We start from the raw sequence: 19,255 nt of genomic DNA on the forward strand, positions 1-19,255 counted from the left end.
CCTACGCACCACAACCGACAGGAGATCACCATGAGCGACAACCACAACGAGGTGCAAGCGGCCAAGGCCGAGGCCGAGGACCGCGTCGTCGAGCGCGTCGAGTCCTGGCAGGAGGGCGCCGAGCAGGAGACCGTGGCGCAGGAGCTGCGGGAGGGCTTCGAGGAGGCCGGGGTCGACAAGAGCGAGGACGACGTCGAGCGTCTGGCGAAGCAGATCCACGAGGACGGCAAGGCCGAGTGACCTGACCTCCCTCAGGTGGTCACATCCGCCCGGGTCAGCACCCAGGCGGATGTGACCACCTCGGGGAGGTCCACCAGAGGAGCCCGATGACCACCGTCCTGTGGCTGCGCCGCGACCTGCGGCTGCACGACCACCCCGCCCTGATCACCGCTGCCGACGGCGGCCCGGTGCTGCCGCTGGTCGTCGTGGACCCCGCCCTCGACCGCGCCGGCGGGCCCCGCCGCGACGCCTACCTCGGCGCGGTGCGCGCCCTGCACGAGGCCACCGACGGGGCGCTCGTGGTCCGCCACGGCCGCCCCGAGGACGTGCTCCCCGCCGTCGCCACCGAGACCCGCGCGACGAGCGTCCATGTCTCCCAGGAGTCCACGCCCTACGGCCGCCGCCGGGACGAGCGCGTCCGAGCCCTCCTCGACGACCAGGGCGTCGACCTCGTGGCGACAGGCTGCCCGTATGCCGTCGGCCCCGGCACCCTCACCACCGGGTCCGGGACGCCGTACAAGGTGTTCACGCCGTTCTCGCGGGCCTGGCGCGACCACGGCTGGCCCGCCCCGCCGCCCGTCCCGACCCGGCTGCGCTGGCACCGCGGCGTCGACTCCGAACCCCTCCCCGACGTCGAGCCCCGGCACCCGGTCGGGGAGGACGCGGCCCGCGAGGCCTGGGAGGACTTCCTCGACGGCCCGCTCGAGACCTATGCCGAGGACCGTGACCGCCCCGACCTCGACGGGACCTCCCGGATGTCGATGCACCTCAAGCACGGCACCATCCACCCGCGGACACTGCTGCACGGCCTCGCGAGACACCCTGCGGCACAAGGCGACTCGGCGCAGCGCTATGTCAACGAGCTGTGCTGGCGGGAGTTCTACGCCGACGTGCTGTGGCACCGCCCCGACTCGGCCTGGGGCGACCTGAGGCGCGAGCTGTCGACGATGCCCTATGCCGACCCGGCCACCGACGAGGACGCCGCCGGGCTCCTGGACGCGTGGCGCGAGGGCCGGACCGGCTATCCGATGGTGGACGCCGGCATGCGCCAGCTCGCCCGAGAAGGCTGGATGCACAACCGACTTCGCATGGTCACCGCGTCCTTCCTGGTCAAGGACCTGCACATCTGGTGGCCGTATGGCGCGCGCCACTTCCTCGACCTGCTGGTGGACGGCGACCTGGCCTCCAACAACCACGGCTGGCAGTGGGCCGCGGGCACGGGGACCGACGCCGCGCCCTACTTCCGGGTGTTCAACCCCGTCGAGCAGGGCAAGCGGTGGGACCCGCAGGGTGACTACGTCCGCCGCTACGTCCCCGAGCTGGCCCACGTCGCGGGCCGGGCCGTGCACGAGCCGTGGAAGGTCGCGGGGGGCCTCGCGCACGGCTATCCCGAGCGGGTCGTGGACCACGCCGAGGAGCGGCGCGAGGCGCTGCGGCGCTACGAGGAGACCCGGGGTCGCTAGCCCCGGCCCGAGGCCGAGAACTCGCATGCACAACGGCCCGGATCGCCGGGGCGCCCTGCGGGTTCGTCCCGTTGTGCATGCGAGTCGACGCCGGCTGGTGCGGCCGGCGGGCGCGACCGACCGCCCGCCCGGCGCCGACGCCGGCGCGCGCGACCAGCCCAGCGGCCGCTAGGCGTTGCGGCGGGCCAGCTCCGCGGTCAGGGCGGCGGCGAAGGCGGTCCAGAGGGCGTAGGGCGCCAGCGCCACCCCCTTCTCGGGGCTGACCCCGGCCGCGCGGCGCACCAGGTCGGCGGAGCTGGCCGCGAGCACCACCGCCTCGACGGCGGCCGGCCGCAGCTGCTTCGCGCCGAAGAACACCGCGCTCCAGCCGGCGTTGAGCATGAGGTTGAGCCCGAGCGCCCGGGCGTAGGCGCGCGCCTCCTCCTCGCGGTCCGTCTCCGCGAGGTCGGCGATGGTCAGGGCCGAGACCAGCGCGATGTCGGCATACAGCGCCGTCCAGGCCACGGGGAAGGCCCACGAGGGGGGCTGCCAGGAGGGCTTGGACAGCCGGCGGTACCACCGGCTCGAGGGGTCGGTCACCAGCGAGCCGACGGCTGCCGTGGCGAGCACAGCCAACCCGGTGGCAGAGACCGTATGCCGCCACCGCCGGGTGTCCTGGCCCTGGGCGGCTCGACGCACCGCCGCCTCGAAACCCGTTGCGCCGCCTTGGGGTTCGCCCACCAGGTCGGCGAGGTCGCACTCGGAGGCGACGGTGTCGTGCAGGAGGGACCCGATGAGGGGCTGCGCGAGGGCATAGGGCACGGGCGTGACCAGACCGATCCAGCGGGCGGCCAGGCGGGGCGTGGTCACCGGGGCGGTGACGACCGGGCGTGGGCCGAGCCCCATGACCGCGGCGTACCGCTTCATCATGTCCGCGTAGCTGATGACGTCCGGACCGGCGACGTCGAAGGTCCGGTTGACGTCCGCCGGCAGGTCGGCGGCCGCCACGAGGTAGTGGACGACGTCGTCGGCCGCGATCGGTTGGATCGTGTTGCGCAGCCACCGCGGGGCGATCGCGCCGGGTAGCCGCTCCGCGAGGTGCCGCAGCATCACGAAGGACTGCGACTCGTCCCCGAGGACCACTCCGGCCTGCAGGGCGGCGGTGGGCACCCCTGAGCCCAGGAGGATCTCGCCGACCTCGACGCGGGAGGCCAGGTGCTCGGACAGCTCCTCGCCCTGCGGGTGCAGGCCGCCGAGGTAGACGATCCGGGAGACCGCGGCGGCACGTGCGGCGTCCGCGAAGGCCTGGGCCATCTCCCGCTCCTGCTGCTGGAAGTCCGTGCCCTCCCCCATGGAGTGCAGGAGGTACCAGGCGACGTCCACCCCGTCGAGGGCGCGGCGCAGGTCGGCCGGGTCGGAGGCGTCGCCCTCGACGACCTCGACCTGCCCGGCACGAGCGTCCACGGCGCCGTCGTCGTCGGTGATGGCGTCGCCCCAGGACGTCCGCTGGACCTTGCCGGCGCTGCGGGACAGGACGCGGACCCGCCAGCCCTGGTCGAGCAGGGCCGCGACGACCTCGCCGCCGACGTACCCGGTCCCTCCGGTCACCAGCCCGAGCCGGCCCTCGCGCGCCTCGCGGGGCCGATCGCGCTGATCGGGCTGGTCGGACTGCTCAGGCTTGTCGTGGTCGGACATTCATCGCTCCAGGAGGTCGAGGAGGGGGCCGAGCAGCAGCAGCATGCCGAGCGACCAGGTCAGGTGGGTGACGATCGGGGCGAGCACCCCGTGGGTGAGCCGGCGCAGCAGCGCGACGACCAGCCCGAGCAGCAGCCCGGCGAGGGCGAGCAGCGGGATCCCGGCGAGTGCGGTCACCACGGTGTAGACCGCGGTGCTGCCGAGCACCGCGCCGCGGCCCCCGAAGGCGTCGTAGAGCCCCCCGCGGAAGAACAGCTCCTCCACCACCCCGTTGAGGGCGGTGAGGGCGAGGACGGCGGGCAGCGAGCCCCAGCGGGCGTGGTCGAGCAGCTCCTGGACGGGTTCGCGCAGCACGGGCACCCGCGCCACCACCACGGCCCCGGCCAGGAAGACCACCAGCAGCACGAGGCCGACCGCGAGGCCGGTCACGACCAGCCGGGGGGCGCGCTGCCGTCCCAGCTCCTCGGTGGCCCGCAGCGGCCGCCCGGCGGCGAGGGCCCCGGCCAGCCAGACGGCCGCGAGCCCCACCGTGGCCAGGTAGAACCTCGGGTCCCCCGGGGCGATCCGCAGGGTCCACGCGAGCACGGCCGCCCCGAGGACGACCGTGAGGACGGCGACGACCCGCCGCCGCTGCCGCCGCGCGGGCTGCTCGCTGTCCGCCGCGAACCGCTCGGCCCGCCGATGCCGCGCGACCGTGTCGCGCCAGTGCTCCATGGCGCCACCCTAACGGGATATCTTTCGTCCATGGAACGATCCGACCGCGCGATCTCGGGACCCCGCGTGTCCGTGGTCGTCCCGGTCCGCGACGACGCCCCGCTGCTGCGTCACGTCCTGGACGATCTGTCCCGTCAGAGCCGCGCGCCCTGGGAGGTCATCGTCGTCGACAACGCCAGCTCCGACGGCTCCGCCGACGTCGCCCGCGCGTATGGCGCCCGCGTCGTCACCGAGCCCCTCGTGGGGGTGCCGGCGGCGGCGGCCCGGGGCTACGACAGCGCGACCGGGGACGTCATCGCGCGCTGCGACGCCGACAGCCGGCTGCCGCGCGACTGGGTCGCCCGGATCGCCGACCGCTTCGCCGCCGACCCGCGCCTGGACGGCCTGACCGGGCCGGGCCGCTTCTACGACCTGCCGGCGGTGGCGGCGCCGCTCGCGACGGCCGTCTACCTGGCCGGGGCCTTCGGGGCGACGGGGGCCGCGCTGGCCGGCATACCGCTGTGGGGGTCCAACATGGCGCTGCGGCGCGGCGCCTGGGAGCGGGTGCGCCACCTCGTGACGCGCGACGACGCGACGCTGCACGACGACCTCGACCTCAGCCTGGCGCTGGGCCCGCAGGCGCGGGTGCGGTTCGACCCGGGGCTGCGGGTCGGCGTGGCGGGGCGGATGTTCCACAGCCCGGGGCAGGCGGCGCGGCGGGTCCGGATGGCGCTGCGGACGCTGCGGCGCGGCTGGGGCGCGGGAGGCTCGGCCGGCCTGCGGTGGATGGACCGGCTGGGGCTGCCCATCGGCCCGGGCCTGCCGCCGCAGCCCCCGGCGCCGCAGCCCGAGCAGGTGGTGCTGCTCTCGAGCGACGGGCGGGCGCTCGGGACCGCCCCCAAGGCAGCGGTGCACCACGAGCGCACCCCCTTGCACCTGGCCTTCTCCTGCTACGTCGTCGACGACCGCGGCCGGGTGCTGCTCACCCGCCGGGCCCGCGACAAGGCCACCTTCCCGGGGGTGGTCACCAACTCCGTGTGCGGGCACCCCGCCCCCGACGAAACCCTCGCGGACGCCGTCACCCGCCGGGCCTGCGACGAGCTGGGGCTCGCCGTCACCGGGGTGCGCGTCGTGCTGCCGCGGTTCGCCTACCGCGCCGAGATGCGCGGCGTGGTCGAGCACGAGCTGTGCCCGGTCCACGTCGCCGAGGTGCCCTCCGGCGACGGACGGCTCGCGCTCGACCCGACCGAGGTCGACGACGCCTGGTGGGTGCCCTGGCCCGAGCTGCGCGACGGGGTCCTGGACGGCTCGATCACCGTCTCTCCGTGGTGCGCCGACCAGGTCGCCCAGCTCGCCGACCTGCCCGACGACCCGCGTCGGTGGCCGACCGGCGACCTCACCACGCTGCCGCCGGCCGCCCGACACCCGTGACGCGCCACGACTGGCTGGTCCGGCAGGGGCGCTGGCGCTGTCCGGACGCGGGGCGCCTCGCCGTCGCGGCCCTGGTCCCCCTGGTGTGGGTGCACTACGGCGCCCCCGCGGCCGCGGCGATGTTCCTGGCCCTCGGCGGGGCGATGGCGGCGCGGTTCGTCGACCTGCCGCGGCGGCACGACCTCGCCTGCCAGGTCGTGCTCGCGCTCTCGGCGTGGTGGGCCGCCGACGGCAGCTATGCCCGCGTCTGGTGGCTGGACCTGGTCGCGCACGCGGCCTCCGGGGCGGCGTTGGCGCTGCTGGTGCTGCGCGTCCTGCCGCAGCCGCAGGATCGGGGAACCCCGCACGCCCAGGACGCCACCAGCGTTCGCCGATCCCGGACGGCACCCCGCAGCAGCCCGCACGCCCGCGTCGAGCGCCGACGCCGCGTGGCCGCCACGACCGTCGCGGTCCTGGCTCTCGGCGTGGTGTGGGAGCTCGGCGAGCTGGCCGGCCACGTCTGGCTGGACCCCGCGATCCACGTCACGTATGCCGACTCCCTCACCGACCTCGCCGCCGACGGGGCCGGGGCACTCGTGGCGGCCATCGTCGCGACCGCCCGCCCTCACAGAGGCCGACTCAGCCCACCAGCCACCGCGCGATCAGCAGCTGCGTCAGCAGGAAGCCGACGACGTAGTTGATCCACAGGAACCTGCGCCACCCGGCGTTGGCGCGCGGCGCCTCCGCGTCGCTGATCGAGCGGTAGGGCCACGCCATCCACAGGTAGGGCAGCACCAGCAGCGCGGCGAGCACGCCCCACCTCCCGGTGAGGCCGAGCAGCAGCCCGGCGGCGGCATACAGGCCGCAGCTGAGCCGGACGGTCGCCCGGGCCCCGATGACCGTCGCGACCGACCCGATCCCGGCCGCGCGGTCGGCGGTCACGTCCTGCACGGCGCCGAAGGCGTGGCTGGCCATCCCCCACAGGAAGTACGCGAGCAGCGCGACCCACCCCTGCCACGGCAGCGCCACCCCCGCGAGCACCACGCCGTAGACCGCCGGCGACACGAAGTGGGTGCTCGACGTCGCCGAGTCGACGAACGCCCGCTCCTTGAACCGCAGCCCCGGCGCGGAGTAGGCCACCACCGCGAAGACCGACACCGCCAGCACGACCCCGGCGAGGAGCGACCCGTGCACCAGCAGCCACACCACGAACGGCACCGGCAGCAGCAGGGCCGCCCACAGCGTCAGGCGGTGCAGCGAGCGGTCCAGCACGATGCCCTCCACGCCGCCCTTGCGGGGGTTGCGCAGGTCGGACTCGTAGTCAAAGACGTCGTTCACGCCATATATGAGCAAGTTGTAGGGCACGAGGAAGAAGACGATCCCGACGATCGCCCGCAGGTCCAGGCGCCCGGCGGTCAGCAGGTAGGCCGCGCCGAAGGGGTAGGCCGTGTTGACCCAGCTCAGCGGGCGCGAGGACGCGACCAGTCGGCCGAGACGCCCGGCGCCGGTCATCGCCGAGTCTCCTGGTCCCGCAGCCAGACCCACAGGGCAGGCAGCAGTATGACGGCGCCCAGCGGGTAGGCGAGGTCCTCGATCGGCGCGAGCCCGAGCTGGACGCCGCTGCGGTGCTGGTCGCCGTAGTCGAACAGGTCGGCGGCGATCATGAGGTTGTCGAAGACCACCGTCAGCGCGGCGAGCCCCGCCAGCGTCAGCAGCGTCGGGCGCAGCCACGGGCCGCGACCTGCCGCGGAGACCCCCCGCAGGGCCAGCCACGCCCCGAGCGCGGCCACAGCCAGCATCGCGAGGTTGACCAGGGTGAAGGTCATCGCGTCTCCCCCCGGTGCCGGGCCCAGCGCCGGCCGCCGCACCACAGGCACATCGTCGACCAGCTCAGCAGCACGAGGAAGAACAGCTCCTCGACGGGCAGCTCCGGGGCCACCTGCAGCCCGGTCATCCAGGGGGTCTCGCCGCGGTGGAAGAGCCCGAGCGCGATCCCCACCAGGTCCCACACCACGAAGTAGCCGAGCCCGACCGCCAGCACCACGAGCGCCGCCCGCGGCCGGTCCCACACGAAGAGCCGCCAGCGGCGGTCGATGGCCGCGACCCCGCCCAGCGACAGCAGCAGCGCGGCGAGGTAGGCGAGCCCCGTCACGCAGGCACCGGTGCGGGCAGCCGCACCAGGGCCCGGGCCGCGGTGGCCGCCTTCACGGGGGTCGGCACCCGGATCCGCGAGCTGAAGACGTCGTGGTCGGCGGCCTCGATGCGGTCTAGGATTTGGGAGTAGAGCAGCCGGGCCGTCGCCACGCAGCGCGCCGAGGCGCCGGGGAGCAGGGGGATGCCCCGGTCGGCCTCGGCATACAACGCGCGGTTGCGCTCGATCTGCTCGGCGAGGAAGGTGCGCCACTGCGGGGTCACGCGCCGCAGCGCCGGATCGGCGCCGTGGGCCCGTAGGTCGGCCTGCGGGAGGTAGACGCGGCCCCGGTCGAGGTCCTCGGCCACGTCACGGATGAAGTTGGTCAGCTGGAAGGCCAGCCCGAGCGCGCGGGCCGGCCCGAGGGCCTCGGGGGTCGTGGGTCGCAGCACGGGCAGCATCATCTCCCCGATCACCGCCGCGGACCCGTCCATGTAGCCGAGCAGGTCCTCCCAGGTCTCGTAGCGCGTCGTCGTCAGGTCGGCCGCCATGGCACCGAAGAAGCGGTCGAGGACGGCCTGGTCGAGCGCGCAGCTGCGCAGCGTGCGGACGACGGCGGCGAGCACGGGGTCGTCCACCGGGGCACCGTCGACCGCCTGCAGGACCGTATGCCGGAAGGCCTCCAGGCGGCGGGTCGTCTGCGCCACCTGCTCGGGGGACGTGGCGCCCTCGTCGTCCACGATGTCGTCGGCGGCCCGGCACAGCGCGTAGACCGCGTGGACGTGGCGGCGGCGCTCGAGCGGCAGCAGCGCGACACCCCAGTAGTAGGTGGTGCCGTGGCGGCGGGTGATCGCGGCGCAGCGCCGGTAGCCCTCGAGCTCCAGGGGGCCCGGCACGCTCATCGGACGCCCCTCGCGCGGGCGGTGGCCAGCGCGTCGACCCGGTCGGCCGCGAGCTTGCCGCTGACCAGGACCATCGGCACCCCGACGCCCGGGATCGTGCTCGACCCGGCGAAGACCAGCCCGGGGACCCGCTTCTCGAGGTTGGACGGGCGCAGCGGGCCGGTCTGGGCGACGGTGTGCGCGAGCGCGAAGGGGGTGCCGTGGGCGTTGCCGATGCGCTGCCAGTCGGCGGGGGTCCACAGCTCCTCGGCCACCACGTCGGTGGGATAGCCGTGCGCCTCGAGGAAGGCGTGCAGCCGCTCGCGCATCGGCCCGGCCTCGCGCGCCCAGTCCTGGCCGCCGTCGAGGTTGGGCACCGGCTCGAGGACGTAGAGGGTGGACCCGCCCGGGGCGGCCAGCGAGGGGTCGGTCACGGACGGGACGGTGACCAGGCGCGAGGGGTCGGGCATGAGCTGCCTGCGGTGCAGCAGAGCGTCGAAGGCGGCGTTCCACTGCTCGCCGAAGTGGATGTTGTGGTGCGCGACGTGCTCCGGCACGGGCGAGTGCGTCCCGACGTGCCACACGACCGCCGACGGCGAGTAGGTGCCGCGGCGCACCGCGCGGGGCGGGCGCAGGTCGGGCAGCAGCCGCTCGTAGGCCACCGGCAGGTCGAGGGTGCAGACGACGACGGGGGCGTGGATCCGCTCGCCGTCCACGAGCTCCACCCCGGTCACCGCACCACCGGCGGCTCCCCGGGCGTCGGTGCCCGACCGCAGCAGGCGGGCCACCTCCGCGCGATACCGGACCTGCACGCCGGCGCGCTCGGCCGCAGCGGCCATCGCCGCGGGGATCGCCCCCATGCCGCCCTCGGGGAAGTAGACCCCCTCGACGGTGTCCATGTAGGTGATCACCGCGTAGATGGCGAGCGCCGACTCGGGCGGCAGCCCGGCATACATGGCCTGGAAGGTGAAGAGGCGGTGCAGCCGCGGGTCCTGGAACCGGTCGCGGATCAGCGGCCCCAGGCGGCGCAACGGCCCGAGGCGCATCAGGCGGGCGAGGGCGCGAGGCCGGGACAGCATGTCCGCCACAGAGTCGAAGCTGCGGTCGATGAAGTGCGGCATCTCCACCGCGTAGAGCTCGCGCAGCCACGCCACGAAGCCGTCGTAGGCCGCCGCGTCGACGCTGCCGCAGGTGCGGCGGATCTCGTCGCGCATCGCCTCCTGGCCGTGGCGCACATGGATGGTGCTGCCGTCGTGGAAGGTCGCGCGGTAGGCCGGGTCGAGCACCCGCATCGGCACCCTGTCGGCCACGCTGGTCCCCACGGCCCGCAGGGCGCCGTCGAGCAGGTCCGGCATGGTCATGACCGTGGGTCCGGTGTCGAAGGTGTAGCCGTCGCGGTGGGACCGTCCGGCCCGCCCGCCGGGCCCCGCGTCACGCTCGACCAGGGTCACCTGGTGCCCGCGGCCACGCAGGTGGCACGCCGCCGCCAACCCGGCCAGCCCGGCCCCGACGACGATGACGTCGGTCTGGTCATCCGACATACGGTCCGACCTTCCGAGACGTAGGATCGGGGCCGCCTGCCTTCGCAGACCACGCCCTGCCGCAGAGAGGTTGTTTCGACGGTGGAGTGATTCCATCATCGAAGTGAGTCATGGTCAACCAGCACCCGCACCCGTCCGGCCCCGGCCCGGAAACCGTCCCGGTCCAGGCGCGGGACGTGGGCGACGCGGTGCGTCGCCTGGGCCTGCGCGTCAACTCGTATGTCGCCGCCGTGGCCCGCCGCTCGGGCCACCACGCCGCGGACCTGCACGCCGTCGCCGTGGTGCGGCACGCCGCCGAGACCGGTGAACCCATGGGAGCCGGCGACCTCGGACGCGCCCTCGGGCTGTCCCCCGCCGCGGTCAGCGCCCTGCTGGACCGGATGGAGCGCGCCGGCCACGTGCACCGGGCCCGCGCGGGCGACGACGGCCGGCGGGTGCGGCTGGAGCCGGCGGAGCGGACCTTCGAGGACAGCCGGCAGCTCTTCGAGCCGATGAACTCGGGGTTCTACACCGTGCTGGACGGCTACACGCCCGAGCAGCTGGCGCTGGTCACCGAGGTGCTCGACCGGCTGGGCAGCGCGACGGCCGCCGCCGAGGCCGAGATCACCGGTCAGGGGTGACCCCGGTGACCCGGTGACCCCGCTGACCCCGGTGTGGCCGGGCGGCGGCCGTCGAGCGGCATACGGGCTCTAGAAGACGGGCTTGCCGCCCGTCACCCCGAGGACCGTGCCGGAGACATAGCTGGCCTCGTCGGACGCGAGGAAGACATAGGCCGCCGCGACCTCGACCGGCTGACCCGCCCGGCCGAGCGGGGTGTCGGACCCGAAGCCGTCCACCTTCTCCTCCGCCATGGTGGCCGGGATCAGCGGCGTCCAGATCGGGCCCGGCGCGACCGCGTTGACGCGGATGCCGCGCTCGCCCAGCTCGCTCGCCAGGTTGACCACGAGGTTGTTGAGGGCGGCCTTGGTGCTGGCGTAGTCCAGCAGGTGCTCCGACGGGGAGTATGCCTGGATGCTGGTCGTCACGATGACCGAGCCGCCGCGCAGCGCCCCGGCCAGCTCCTGGACCAGCCAGAACGGCCCGAACACGTTGGTCGCGAAGGTCCGCTCGATCTGCTCGCCGGGGAAGGCCTCCAGCGAGTCGTAGGCCATCTGGTAGGCGGCGTTGCAGATGAGGACGTCGAGGCCGCCGAGCGCCTCCAGGGCCTCGTGGGCCACCCGGACGTTGGCCTCCTGGGTGCGCAGGTCGGCCGCGATGAGGTGGCAGGTCCCGCCGGCAGCCTCCACGGCCGCCTTGGTCCCGCGGGCGTCCTCGGCCTCCTCGGGCAGGTGCGTGATCGCGACGGAGGCGCCCTCCTTGGCGCACACGATCGCGGTGGCGCGACCGATGCCGGAGTCACCCCCCGTGATGAGGATCCGCTTGCCGGGCAGGCGATCTCGCCCGGTCCAGCTCGACTCGCCGTGGTCGGCGCTCGGCGTCAGGGCCGTCTCGCTCCCCGGCCACTCCTGACTCTGGGGTGGGATCGACGACAGATCGCTGGTGCTCATGTGGCATCCTCACTAGGGTGGCGCGTCAAGACGGTGCGTGGGCCACGCTGCTGGACCCCGAGCTCACTCTCGGCCCGGTTCGCATGTTGTTGTCTTGCTACCCCATCACGGCCGAGCCGATGCATGGTTGCTTGCCCGAGGAGTTCCGATGACCCAGCTCCCCCCTGAGACGCGTGCGGTGTTCGCCGACCTGACGGCCCTGGTCCACCGCAGCTCGGAGCCGCAGGCGGTCTACGACGCGATCGTCGCCGCCACGGTGCAGCTCGTGGACGGGTGCGACCGCGCCGCGATCCTGCTGGTCGACCACGGCAAGCCGCGCAGCGTCGCCTCCACCGACGACGTCGCCAAGGGCATCGACGAGCTGGAGCTGCGCGTCGGCGAGGGCCCCTGCCTGGACGCCATCCTCGAGGAGGCGCTCCAGCACGACCCCGACCTGCGCACCCCCGGCGCCTGGCCCACGCTCGCCGCCGCCGTCCTGGCCGAGACCCCGGTGCGCGGCATGATCGGCTGCCGCCTGCTGGCCGACGGCGAGAAGGTCGGCGCCCTCGACCTCTTCTCCGACACCCCCGGCGCGCTGGGCGAGGCCGCCCTGGACCAGGCCGCGGTGCTGGCCTCCGTCGCCTCCGTCGCCATCATGTCCGTCCGGGCCCGGTACGAGGCAGCCAACCTGCGCCGAGCCCTCGACAACTCCCGCGAGATCGGCAAGGCCGTCGGCCTGCTCATGGCCGCGCACAAGGTCGACGACGAGCGCGCCTTCCAGATCCTGCGGCGCACCAGCCAGGACCTCAACGTCAAGCTCGCCACGGTCGCCCAGGAGGTCGTCCGCGGCCAGGCCGCGCAGTCCCGACGCCCCTGAGGCGTATGCCGATCCGCCCGCCCTGCCAGTCCGCCCGCCGTGCCGATCCGGCCGCTCGCGGGTGGGCCGTACACTGGGCCGCTGACGGTCGGCGCGGCCTCTCGCCGCACCACCGCCCGGGCCTCTAGCTCAGCTGGTAGAGCAGCGGACTTTTAATCCGTGGGTCGTCGGTTCGAGCCCGACGGGGCCTACCCGCAGCCCCCGCACGCCGGGGCGCAGCACCTAGCATGACGAGCGCACCGTCCCGTCGGCCCGCGTGGCCCCACCCGAGGAGGTTCGTCATCGACTCGCCCGACCGCCCCGGCTCGGCCCTCGCCTACTGGACCACCGGGCCCGACGCTGGCGAGCTGCGTGCCGAGCCGCTTCCGCCCCGCGGCGACGACGACGTGCTGGTGCGGACCCTCGCCTCGGGGGTGAGCCGCGGCACCGAGCTGCTGGTCCACCGGCACCAGGTGCCGCCCAAGATCGCCCCGCTGATGCGGGCGCCATATCAGGTGGGAGACCTGCCCGGACCGGTCAAGTACGGCTACCTCAACGTGGGCGTCGTCGAGGCCGGGCCGGCCGAGCTGGTGGGGCGGCGGGTGTTCTGCCTGCACCCCCACCAGGACCGGTATGTCGTCCCCGCCACCGCCGTCGTCCCCGTCCCCGACGGCGTGCCGACGCAGCGGGCCGTGCTCGCGGGCACCGTCGAGACCGCCGTCAACGCGATGTGGGACGCCGCCCCGCGCATCGGGGACCGGGTCGCCGTGGTGGGCGCCGGCATGGTTGGCCTCGCCGTGGCCCTGCTGCTGCGCCGCCACCCGCTGCAGCGCCTCGAGGTCGTCGAGACCTCCGCGTCGCGCCGGGACCAGGTCCGGGCCCTCGGCCTGACCGCCGTGACCCCGGAGCAGGCCCAGGGCGACTGCGACCTCGCCGTCCACACCTCGGCGAGCTCCGCCGGCCTCGCGACCTGCCTCGACCTGCTTGGGGTCGAGGGCGAGGTGATCGAGATGTCGTGGTACGGCACCCGCACCCCCGAGGTGCCCCTCGGCGGGGCCTTCCACGCCAAACGGCTGTCCGTCCGGGCGAGCCAGGTGTCGCGGGTCAGCCCGGCGCGCAGCGCCCGTCGCGGCTTCGCCGACCGGCTCGCCGTCGCCCTCGCCGCGCTCGGCGACGACACGTTCGACGAGCTCCTCTCCCCCGCAGTCGACTTCGCGGACCTGCCGGCCACCATGGTCGAGCTCGCCGACGGGCGACGCGACGCCGTGTGCCAGATCGTCACCTACCCCGCCCCGTCCCCCGACCAGCAGGAGTAACCGTGTTCAGCGTCACCGTCGGCAGCAGGTTCATGTGCGCCCACAGCCTCCCCGACCCGTTCTTCGGGCCGGCCCAGCAGCTCCACGGCGTCACCTACGTCGTGGAGGCGACCTTCGAGCGCCGCGAGCTGGACGAGCACAACGTGGTCGTCGACATCGGGGCCGCCACCGAGCAGCTGCGGGCGATCCTCGCCCCGCTCGACTACCGCAACCTCGACGACGTCGAGGAGCTGTCCGGCCTCCTGACGACCACCGAGCGGATGGCGCAGCACATCGCCGAGCGGCTCACCGAGACCATGGACCTGACCGGCCTGCACGCCCTGCAGGTGCTGCTCCGCGAGCACGCCGACGCCTGGGCGAGCTACCGCATCGACCTGTCGGCGTGACGTCGGTCGGGTTCGTCATACCGGACCTCGGGCGGCCCTCCGGGGGCTCGACGTTTGACGACAAGGTGGTCCAGGCCTGGCCCTCCGAGGCGCCCCCGGTCCACCCGATCGCGGTCGCGCACCCGACCCCGCCGGACGCGCTCGCGGCGGCGCTGCGCCGGCACCCGGTGACGGTCGTGGACGGGCTCGTGGGCTGCGAGCACCCGGACGTGCTCGCCGACGCCGCCGCCGCGGGGCACGCGACCGTGCTGCTGGTCCACCTGCCCCGACCGGCGGACTCCGGCCTCACCGAGGACGACCGACGACGGCTCGCGGGGCTCGAGGCCGCCGCGCTGCGAGCGGCCCGGGGTGTCGTCGTGCCGAGCCGGTGGGCGGCCGCGGACCTGCAGCGTCGTTACGGGGTGGCGGGGGCGGTGGTGGCCGTCCCGGGCGTGGCGCCGGCCCCTCCGTCCCAGCCGCGGGCGCGGCAGCCGCACCCGTTGGTCGTGCAGGTCGGGGCCATCGGGCCGCTCAAGAACCAGCTGCTGACCGCCGAGGCGTTGCTCGCCTGCCGGGACGTGGACCTGGCGGTGAGGTTCGTGGGGCCGGTCGTCGACGAGCAGTATGCCGCCCGCCTCACCGAGGCCGTCCGACCGCTGGGGCCACGAGCGCAGATCCTGCCCGGCACCGACGCCACCGGGGTCGCCGCCCTCCTGGCCGGGGCCGACCTGCTGGTCAGCGTCGCCACCACCGAGACCTATGGGTTGACCGTCACCGAGGGGCTGGCGCGCGGCCTGCCGGCACTGGTCGGGCGCGGCACCGGCGCCGAGGAGGCCCTGGCCGCCGGCGGGTCCGACCCGCTGGACCTGCCCGGCGCGGCGGTGGCCACGGACGACCCGGCGGAGCTGGCGTCGGCGCTGCGAACCTTCGCGCAGGACACCGCGATTCGCGACCGCTGGCGCGCCGCGGCCGAGGCGGCCCGGGGCCGGCTGCCGCGGTGGGACGACACGGCCCGCACCATCGCCGACGTCTGCCGCGCCGCCCCCCACTCCCCCGCCATTGGTCACCAATGATCGAATCGATCGTTCATACACGCCCCTGAGACGCCATTGGCGACCAATGGCGTCAGCGGGGGGCGCCCGGCGGTCAGCCGGGGAGGGGCACCGAGCGGCATCGGAGGACTGCGGTCAGCGCAGCACCAGCTCCGTGCAGACGTCGTCGCCGAGGACGAAGCGACGGGAGGGGTGACGCGCGGCGTCGCCGATCCGGGCGGCCGGCTGCACCCGCAACCCCGGGACGCCGTCACCGAGCAGCACCGGCACCGTGGTGATGTAGAGCCGGTCCAGCTCCCCCGCGTCGACGAACCGCGACACGGTGCGCCCCCCGCCCTCGACGAGCACCCGCCCGAGGCCACGGGCTCGCAGCGTCGCCAGCACCTCGGCGGGCGCGAAGTCCTTGGTCGGCAGCCGCAGCACGGTGACGTGGTCGGCGACCTCGGGCACCTGCGCGTCCGGGCCCACGAGCCACAGCGTCGGCGAGGTGGCATCGACGAGGACGGTGGCGTCGTGTGGCACCCGGGCGTGGGGGTCCAGGACGACCCGGGTCGGGTGGGGGCCGCTCACCTCCCGGACGGTCAGCCGCGGGTCGTCGGCGACCACCGTGCCGGCGCCGACCACCACGGCGTCGACCAGGGCCCGCAGCCGGTGCAGGTGCTCGTGGTCCGCGGTGCCGGACAGGCCGGCGCCGTCGCCGGACCGGGTGGCGATGAAGCCGTCCAGGCTCTGAGCCATCTGCGCGACCACCGCCGTCGGCTGCGCGACGAGGGGGCCGTAGCGCTCGACCAGCTGCAGGTCCTCGTTGGACGCCGCGGAGACCGGCACCCGCCCGTCGAGCAGCTCCTGCCACACCGACACCTGGGCGGGGCGTCGTGGCGCATCCGGGCCCGCTTGGTCTGCAGGTAGAAGACGCTGTCCGGGGGCTCGGGGACGAACATGCCGGTCCGCTCGACCACCTGGATGCCGAGCGCGGCGAGCGCCTCCTCCTTGCCGGGGTTGGAGCTCATCAGGCGGATCCGCGGGAGGCCGAGGTCGGCGAGGATCGCGGCGGCCTGGGCGTAGTCACGCGCGTCGCTGGGGTGCCCGAGCGCCAGGTTGGCGTCGACCGTGTCGACCCCGGCGTCCTGGAGCCGGTAGGCCTTGAGCTTCTCGAGCAGCCCGATGCCCCGGCCCTCGTGGCCACGGACGTAGACCAGCACCCCGAGACCCTCGCCGGCGATGCGGGCGAGCGCGGCGTCCAGCTGCACCCCGCAGTCGCAGCGCCAGGAGCCGAGGCCGTCGCCGGTCAGGCATTCCGAGTGCAGCCGCACCAGGGGCGGGACGGCGGGGGCGGCGTCGTCGTGCACGCCGACGGTCAGCGCGACGTGCTCGGTGCCGTCGTACCCCAGGTAGCCGACCATGCGGAAGGTCCCGTGCCGCGTGGGCAGGACCGTCTCGACCACCCGCTCGACGATCTCGCCGGTGCCCGGCGTCGGCGACGCGGTCACCATGCGGCCTCCGTCCGGGTCGGCACCGGCAGGTGCTCGGCGGGGTCCCCCAGGTGCGGCACGACGGCCACCGCCCCGGCTGCCACCAGCTCCGCCACGCGCCGTGGGTCCGCGCTCACCCCGATGCCTCGCACACCTGCCCTGGACGCCGCCACCATGTCGCTCACACTATCGCCGTAGAACGCCGTCCGGTCGGCTGGCGCCCCCAGCGCCCCCAGCGCCCCTAGCGCCCCCAGGGCGTCCAGCAGGAGCGCGGGATCCGGCTTGAGCCGGTCCACGTCGGCACCCTGCCGCGCCGCCACGTAATCGACGAGCCCCAGCAGGTCGCACTGCTGCAGGGCCACCCGGACCGCCTCGTCCGCATTGTTGGAGACGACGGCGACGGCATACCCGTGGTCGTGGGCCCGCTGCAGGAAGGCGACCGCACCCGGCGCCGGGAGAGCCTGCCGGGCAGCACGCACCTCCGCCGCGGCAGCGCGATGCTCCAGCTCGGGCAGCAACCCCGGAGCCAGCTCGCGCACCGAGCGCAGCACCTGCACGTGGTCGACCGCGTCCGCGAGCCGGTGACCGGTGCGCGCGGCGAGGACGCCCGCGAGCTCCTCGGCGAGCTCGAGGTGCGCGGGGTCAGGGAAGAGCCTGGTCAGCGGGCCGTCGAGGTCTAGCAGCAGAGTCGTGGCGGCCATGCCCCGACCCTAGTGGCTCACCCGGCCCGGTGATGGGCTAGGCGCCCTGGGGCCGCTCCCGGCGCCGGACACCGTCGGGCAGCCCCCCGGTGTCCTCCACGTCCACCGCGACGTCGCGCAGCTTGCGGTTGAGCAGCTGGCTGGCCAGCTTGAGCATGTCGTAGGCCTTGTCGGCGGTCACCAGCTCGCGTGCCATGAGGATCCCGACGGCGCGGCCGATCTGCCGGTTGCTGTTCAGCGCCTGCTGGAGGTTGGCGACGTCCTCGCCGCGCAGCGCGTGCTCGATGGACAGCGCGGCGTAGGGGGCGATCACCGACGCCGCGGCCATGTCCGCCTCGTCGAAGGCGCCCGGCTCGTTGGCGTAGAGGTTGAGCGCCGCCCGGTCCCCGTCGCCGAGCTGCAGCCGCGCGCACATCATGGCGCGGACCCCGGAGCGGGCGACCGCGGCGTTCGTGAAGCGCGGCCAGCGGTCCTCGTCGGCCAGGTCGGGGACGAGCACCAGGTCGTCCCCCTCGGACGCCTCCAGGCACGGACCCTCGCCGTAGGTGTACTGCAGCTCGTCGAGGGCGCCGGCCAGCTCGTGGGTCGACGCCACGGTCCGCGGACGCGTCCGGTCGCGGACCAGCGTGAGCGCGCACGCCTGGGCATGCGGGACGGCTTCGTGCGTGAACTCCACGATGCGCTGCGGCTTGGCCTCACCGCGGGGGAACCCGAGGACCCGGGCGAGGGCGGCATACTGCGTCCCGAGCTCGCTGAGGGGTGCCTCGGTCGTGGCCTTCGTCGCGGGCGGTTCGGACATGACTGCTCCTCGGTACCGTAGGCCTCTCTTCGACCTCGGTGCCCACTCTAACCACCCGGTCGATGTGATGAGGTTGACCCATGACCCGCCGCCCTCGCCGCAACGCCGGCAAGCCGCAGAGCGCCGACATCGTCGGCCACCTGACCACCCTCGCGGCCTGGGAGGAGGGCCGCGACGCCGGCGCCTACACCACCTCGACGCACGGCCGGACCCTCGAGCGGGAGGGTTTCATCCACTGCTCGTCGCCGGAGCAGCTGCCGCAGACGGCGCGCCGCTTCTACCAGGACGTCCCCGGGCCGCTGGTCGTGCTGATCATCGAGCCGGCGCTGCTCGGCCGCAGCCACCTCAAGCTCGAGCAGGTCGGCGACGAGACCTTCCCCCACCTGTATGGCGCGCTGCCGCCGGAGGCCGTCATCGCGGTGGTCCCGGCGTGGTTCGAGGAGGGGGAGCTGCGGCTCGGCTCGAGCCGCTGACCCGGGGCGCGGCGCAGACGTGGACCACGTCCGGCGGCCCGGCCCCCCGGTCCACCAGCTCGACGGTGACCTCGGCGTAGACCTCCCGCAGCCGCCTCTCGAAGGCGGGCGACGGCGACGCCGACCAGTAGCCGCACACCCCGCCGGGGGCGAGCATCCGGGCCACGGCACGCAGGCCGTCCGGCTCGTAGATCTCCGAGTTGCGTTGCGCCACCAGCCAGTCCGGGCCGTTGTCGGTGTCCAGCGCGATGGCGTCGTAGGGCGGGGCGGGGGTGGCGGCATACGCCTGGAGCGGCATCGTCGCGATCCGCACCCGCGCCAGGTCGGTGGCCGACAGCCCCCAGTGCGCCCGCAGGTAGCGCTCCCACCAGGTCACGACCAGCGGCTCGATCTCGACCACGTCCACCGCGCCGACGTCGGTCTGCAGCGCCTCGTGCACCGAGGCGCCGACCCCGAGGCCGCCGACCAGCAGGCGGGCGCCGGGGCGGGCGCGGGCGAGGACCGCCCGGACCAGGCGGCGCTCCGACGCGGTGCGGCGGGTGTCCATGAGGAAGACCCCGTTGGCGATGACCTCGAAGTCGGCGCCGTCCCACCGCAGCGCCAGCTCGCCGTTGACCCCGTCGCCACGGTCCACCAGGACGACCGGCCCGCCGAGAGGCTCGCCCAGACTCATCCCGGCAGTA

Annotated in this window: 22 protein-coding genes, 1 tRNA gene and 1 pseudogene; 11 read left to right on the forward strand and 13 right to left on the reverse strand. The window is 74.7% G+C overall.

The window, feature by feature from the left end:
• Positions 1 to 30: 30 nt before the first annotated feature.
• On the forward strand, positions 31 to 240 hold the full coding sequence (locus ADJ73_RS01480) for a hypothetical protein (RefSeq protein ID WP_050346793.1): 210 nt from the start codon (positions 31 to 33) through the stop codon (positions 238 to 240).
• 86 nt (positions 241 to 326) lie between these two features.
• The gene (locus ADJ73_RS01485) at positions 327 to 1,682 is read left to right on the forward strand and encodes a cryptochrome/photolyase family protein (protein ID WP_050346794.1); all 1,356 of its coding nucleotides are present in this window, start codon (positions 327 to 329) and stop codon (positions 1,680 to 1,682) included.
• Positions 1,683 to 1,850: 168 nt separating this feature from the next.
• On the opposite strand, the gene ADJ73_RS01490 is transcribed toward ADJ73_RS01485, so the two are convergent.
• Positions 1,851 to 3,356, reverse strand: a complete 1,506-nt coding sequence (locus ADJ73_RS01490) for a tryptophan-rich sensory protein (protein WP_082176660.1) — start codon at positions 3,354 to 3,356, stop codon at positions 1,851 to 1,853.
• Positions 3,357 to 4,070 carry a CPBP family intramembrane glutamic endopeptidase gene (locus ADJ73_RS01495; protein ID WP_050346795.1) on the reverse strand — a complete coding sequence of 238 codons (714 nt, stop codon included), beginning with the start codon at positions 4,068 to 4,070 and terminating at the stop codon, positions 3,357 to 3,359.
• Positions 4,071 to 4,100: 30 nt separating this feature from the next.
• Between ADJ73_RS01495 and idi the strand changes: the two genes are divergently transcribed.
• A complete protein-coding gene (gene idi, locus ADJ73_RS17400) occupies positions 4,101 to 5,480 on the forward strand; it encodes an isopentenyl-diphosphate Delta-isomerase (RefSeq protein ID WP_253272634.1) in 1,380 nt (459 codons plus the stop codon).
• Complete coding sequence (locus tag ADJ73_RS01510) at positions 5,477 to 6,160, forward strand: hypothetical protein (RefSeq protein WP_156188060.1); 684 nt, start codon at positions 5,477 to 5,479, stop codon at positions 6,158 to 6,160. The genes idi and ADJ73_RS01510 overlap by 4 nt, the downstream gene beginning before the upstream one ends.
• Here the strand turns inward: ADJ73_RS01510 and ADJ73_RS01515 are convergent.
• Genes ADJ73_RS01515 through ADJ73_RS01535 form a run of 5 tightly spaced genes read right to left on the reverse strand, consistent with a single transcriptional unit; the run spans position 6,099 to position 10,012 of the window.
• Positions 6,099 to 6,971 carry a prenyltransferase gene (locus tag ADJ73_RS01515; RefSeq protein ID WP_050346797.1) on the reverse strand — a complete coding sequence of 291 codons (873 nt, stop codon included), beginning with the start codon at positions 6,969 to 6,971 and terminating at the stop codon, positions 6,099 to 6,101. The genes ADJ73_RS01510 and ADJ73_RS01515 overlap by 62 nt on opposite strands.
• Positions 6,968 to 7,285 carry a lycopene cyclase domain-containing protein gene (locus tag ADJ73_RS01520; protein WP_050346798.1) on the reverse strand — a complete coding sequence of 106 codons (318 nt, stop codon included), beginning with the start codon at positions 7,283 to 7,285 and terminating at the stop codon, positions 6,968 to 6,970. Before ADJ73_RS01520 ends, ADJ73_RS01515 begins: the two co-directional genes overlap by 4 nt.
• The gene (locus ADJ73_RS01525; RefSeq protein WP_050346799.1) at positions 7,282 to 7,611 is read right to left on the reverse strand and encodes a lycopene cyclase domain-containing protein; all 330 of its coding nucleotides are present in this window, start codon (positions 7,609 to 7,611) and stop codon (positions 7,282 to 7,284) included. The genes ADJ73_RS01520 and ADJ73_RS01525 overlap by 4 nt, the downstream gene beginning before the upstream one ends.
• On the reverse strand, positions 7,608 to 8,492 hold the full coding sequence (locus ADJ73_RS01530) for a phytoene/squalene synthase family protein (protein ID WP_050346800.1): 885 nt from the start codon (positions 8,490 to 8,492) through the stop codon (positions 7,608 to 7,610). Before ADJ73_RS01530 ends, ADJ73_RS01525 begins: the two co-directional genes overlap by 4 nt.
• Positions 8,489 to 10,012, reverse strand: a complete 1,524-nt coding sequence (locus tag ADJ73_RS01535) for a phytoene desaturase family protein (RefSeq protein WP_050346801.1) — start codon at positions 10,010 to 10,012, stop codon at positions 8,489 to 8,491. Before ADJ73_RS01535 ends, ADJ73_RS01530 begins: the two co-directional genes overlap by 4 nt.
• 110 nt (positions 10,013 to 10,122) lie before the next feature.
• Between ADJ73_RS01535 and ADJ73_RS01540 the strand changes: the two genes are divergently transcribed.
• Entirely contained in the window at positions 10,123 to 10,632 is a 510-nt protein-coding gene (locus ADJ73_RS01540) for a MarR family winged helix-turn-helix transcriptional regulator (RefSeq protein WP_050346802.1), read from the forward strand.
• Positions 10,633 to 10,701: 69 nt separating this feature from the next.
• Here ADJ73_RS01540 and ADJ73_RS01545 read toward each other — a convergent pair whose 3' ends face one another.
• Entirely contained in the window at positions 10,702 to 11,559 is an 858-nt protein-coding gene (locus ADJ73_RS01545; protein ID WP_050346803.1) for an SDR family oxidoreductase, read from the reverse strand.
• A 148-nt stretch (positions 11,560 to 11,707) separates the two neighbouring features.
• Here ADJ73_RS01545 and ADJ73_RS01550 point away from each other — a divergent pair, with 148 nt between their 5' ends.
• The 5 genes from ADJ73_RS01550 (at position 11,708) to ADJ73_RS01570 (ending at position 15,148) form a co-directional block, all read left to right on the forward strand.
• Entirely contained in the window at positions 11,708 to 12,415 is a 708-nt protein-coding gene (locus tag ADJ73_RS01550; protein WP_050346804.1) for a GAF and ANTAR domain-containing protein, read from the forward strand.
• A 118-nt stretch (positions 12,416 to 12,533) separates the two neighbouring features.
• Positions 12,534 to 12,606: transfer RNA gene (locus ADJ73_RS01555), tRNA-Lys, on the forward strand.
• A 36-nt stretch (positions 12,607 to 12,642) separates the two neighbouring features.
• Entirely contained in the window at positions 12,643 to 13,710 is a 1,068-nt protein-coding gene (locus ADJ73_RS01560; protein WP_253272635.1) for a zinc-dependent alcohol dehydrogenase, read from the forward strand.
• A gap of 2 nt (positions 13,711 to 13,712) precedes the next feature.
• Positions 13,713 to 14,096: a 6-pyruvoyl trahydropterin synthase family protein gene (locus ADJ73_RS17105; protein ID WP_050346805.1), complete on the forward strand. Its 384-nt coding sequence runs from the start codon at positions 13,713 to 13,715 to the stop codon at positions 14,094 to 14,096.
• Positions 14,093 to 15,148, forward strand: coding sequence for a glycosyltransferase (locus ADJ73_RS01570; protein ID WP_050346806.1), 1,056 nt, complete (start codon positions 14,093 to 14,095; stop codon positions 15,146 to 15,148). The genes ADJ73_RS17105 and ADJ73_RS01570 overlap by 4 nt, the downstream gene beginning before the upstream one ends.
• A 114-nt stretch (positions 15,149 to 15,262) precedes the next feature.
• Here the strand turns inward: ADJ73_RS01570 and ADJ73_RS17405 are convergent, their stop codons facing one another.
• The 4 genes and pseudogenes from ADJ73_RS17405 to ADJ73_RS01590 form a co-directional block, all read right to left on the reverse strand.
• The gene (locus ADJ73_RS17405) at positions 15,263 to 15,955 is read right to left on the reverse strand and encodes a RibD family protein (protein ID WP_253272636.1); all 693 of its coding nucleotides are present in this window, start codon (positions 15,953 to 15,955) and stop codon (positions 15,263 to 15,265) included.
• A gap of 104 nt (positions 15,956 to 16,059) precedes the next feature.
• A pseudogene (locus ADJ73_RS17410) lies at positions 16,060 to 16,620 on the reverse strand (GTP cyclohydrolase II); the annotation flags it as partial.
• Entirely contained in the window at positions 16,614 to 17,300 is a 687-nt protein-coding gene (locus ADJ73_RS01585) for an HAD family hydrolase (RefSeq protein ID WP_050346807.1), read from the reverse strand. The gene ADJ73_RS01585 and the pseudogene ADJ73_RS17410, both read right to left, overlap by 7 nt.
• 37 nt (positions 17,301 to 17,337) lie before the next feature.
• Positions 17,338 to 18,099: a GAF and ANTAR domain-containing protein gene (locus tag ADJ73_RS01590; RefSeq protein WP_050346808.1), complete on the reverse strand. Its 762-nt coding sequence runs from the start codon at positions 18,097 to 18,099 to the stop codon at positions 17,338 to 17,340.
• A gap of 80 nt (positions 18,100 to 18,179) precedes the next feature.
• Here ADJ73_RS01590 and ADJ73_RS01595 point away from each other — a divergent pair, with 80 nt between their 5' ends.
• Positions 18,180 to 18,572, forward strand: a complete 393-nt coding sequence (locus tag ADJ73_RS01595) for a DUF952 domain-containing protein (RefSeq protein WP_082176663.1) — start codon at positions 18,180 to 18,182, stop codon at positions 18,570 to 18,572.
• Here ADJ73_RS01595 and ADJ73_RS01600 read toward each other — a convergent pair.
• On the reverse strand, positions 18,511 to 19,245 hold the full coding sequence (locus ADJ73_RS01600) for a hypothetical protein (RefSeq protein ID WP_050346809.1): 735 nt from the start codon (positions 19,243 to 19,245) through the stop codon (positions 18,511 to 18,513). The genes ADJ73_RS01595 and ADJ73_RS01600 overlap by 62 nt on opposite strands.
• Positions 19,246 to 19,255 lie beyond the last annotated feature (10 nt).

It is taken from the genome of Arsenicicoccus sp. oral taxon 190 (genome assembly GCF_001189535.1).
Taxonomy (GTDB): domain Bacteria; phylum Actinomycetota; class Actinomycetes; order Actinomycetales; family Dermatophilaceae; genus Arsenicicoccus.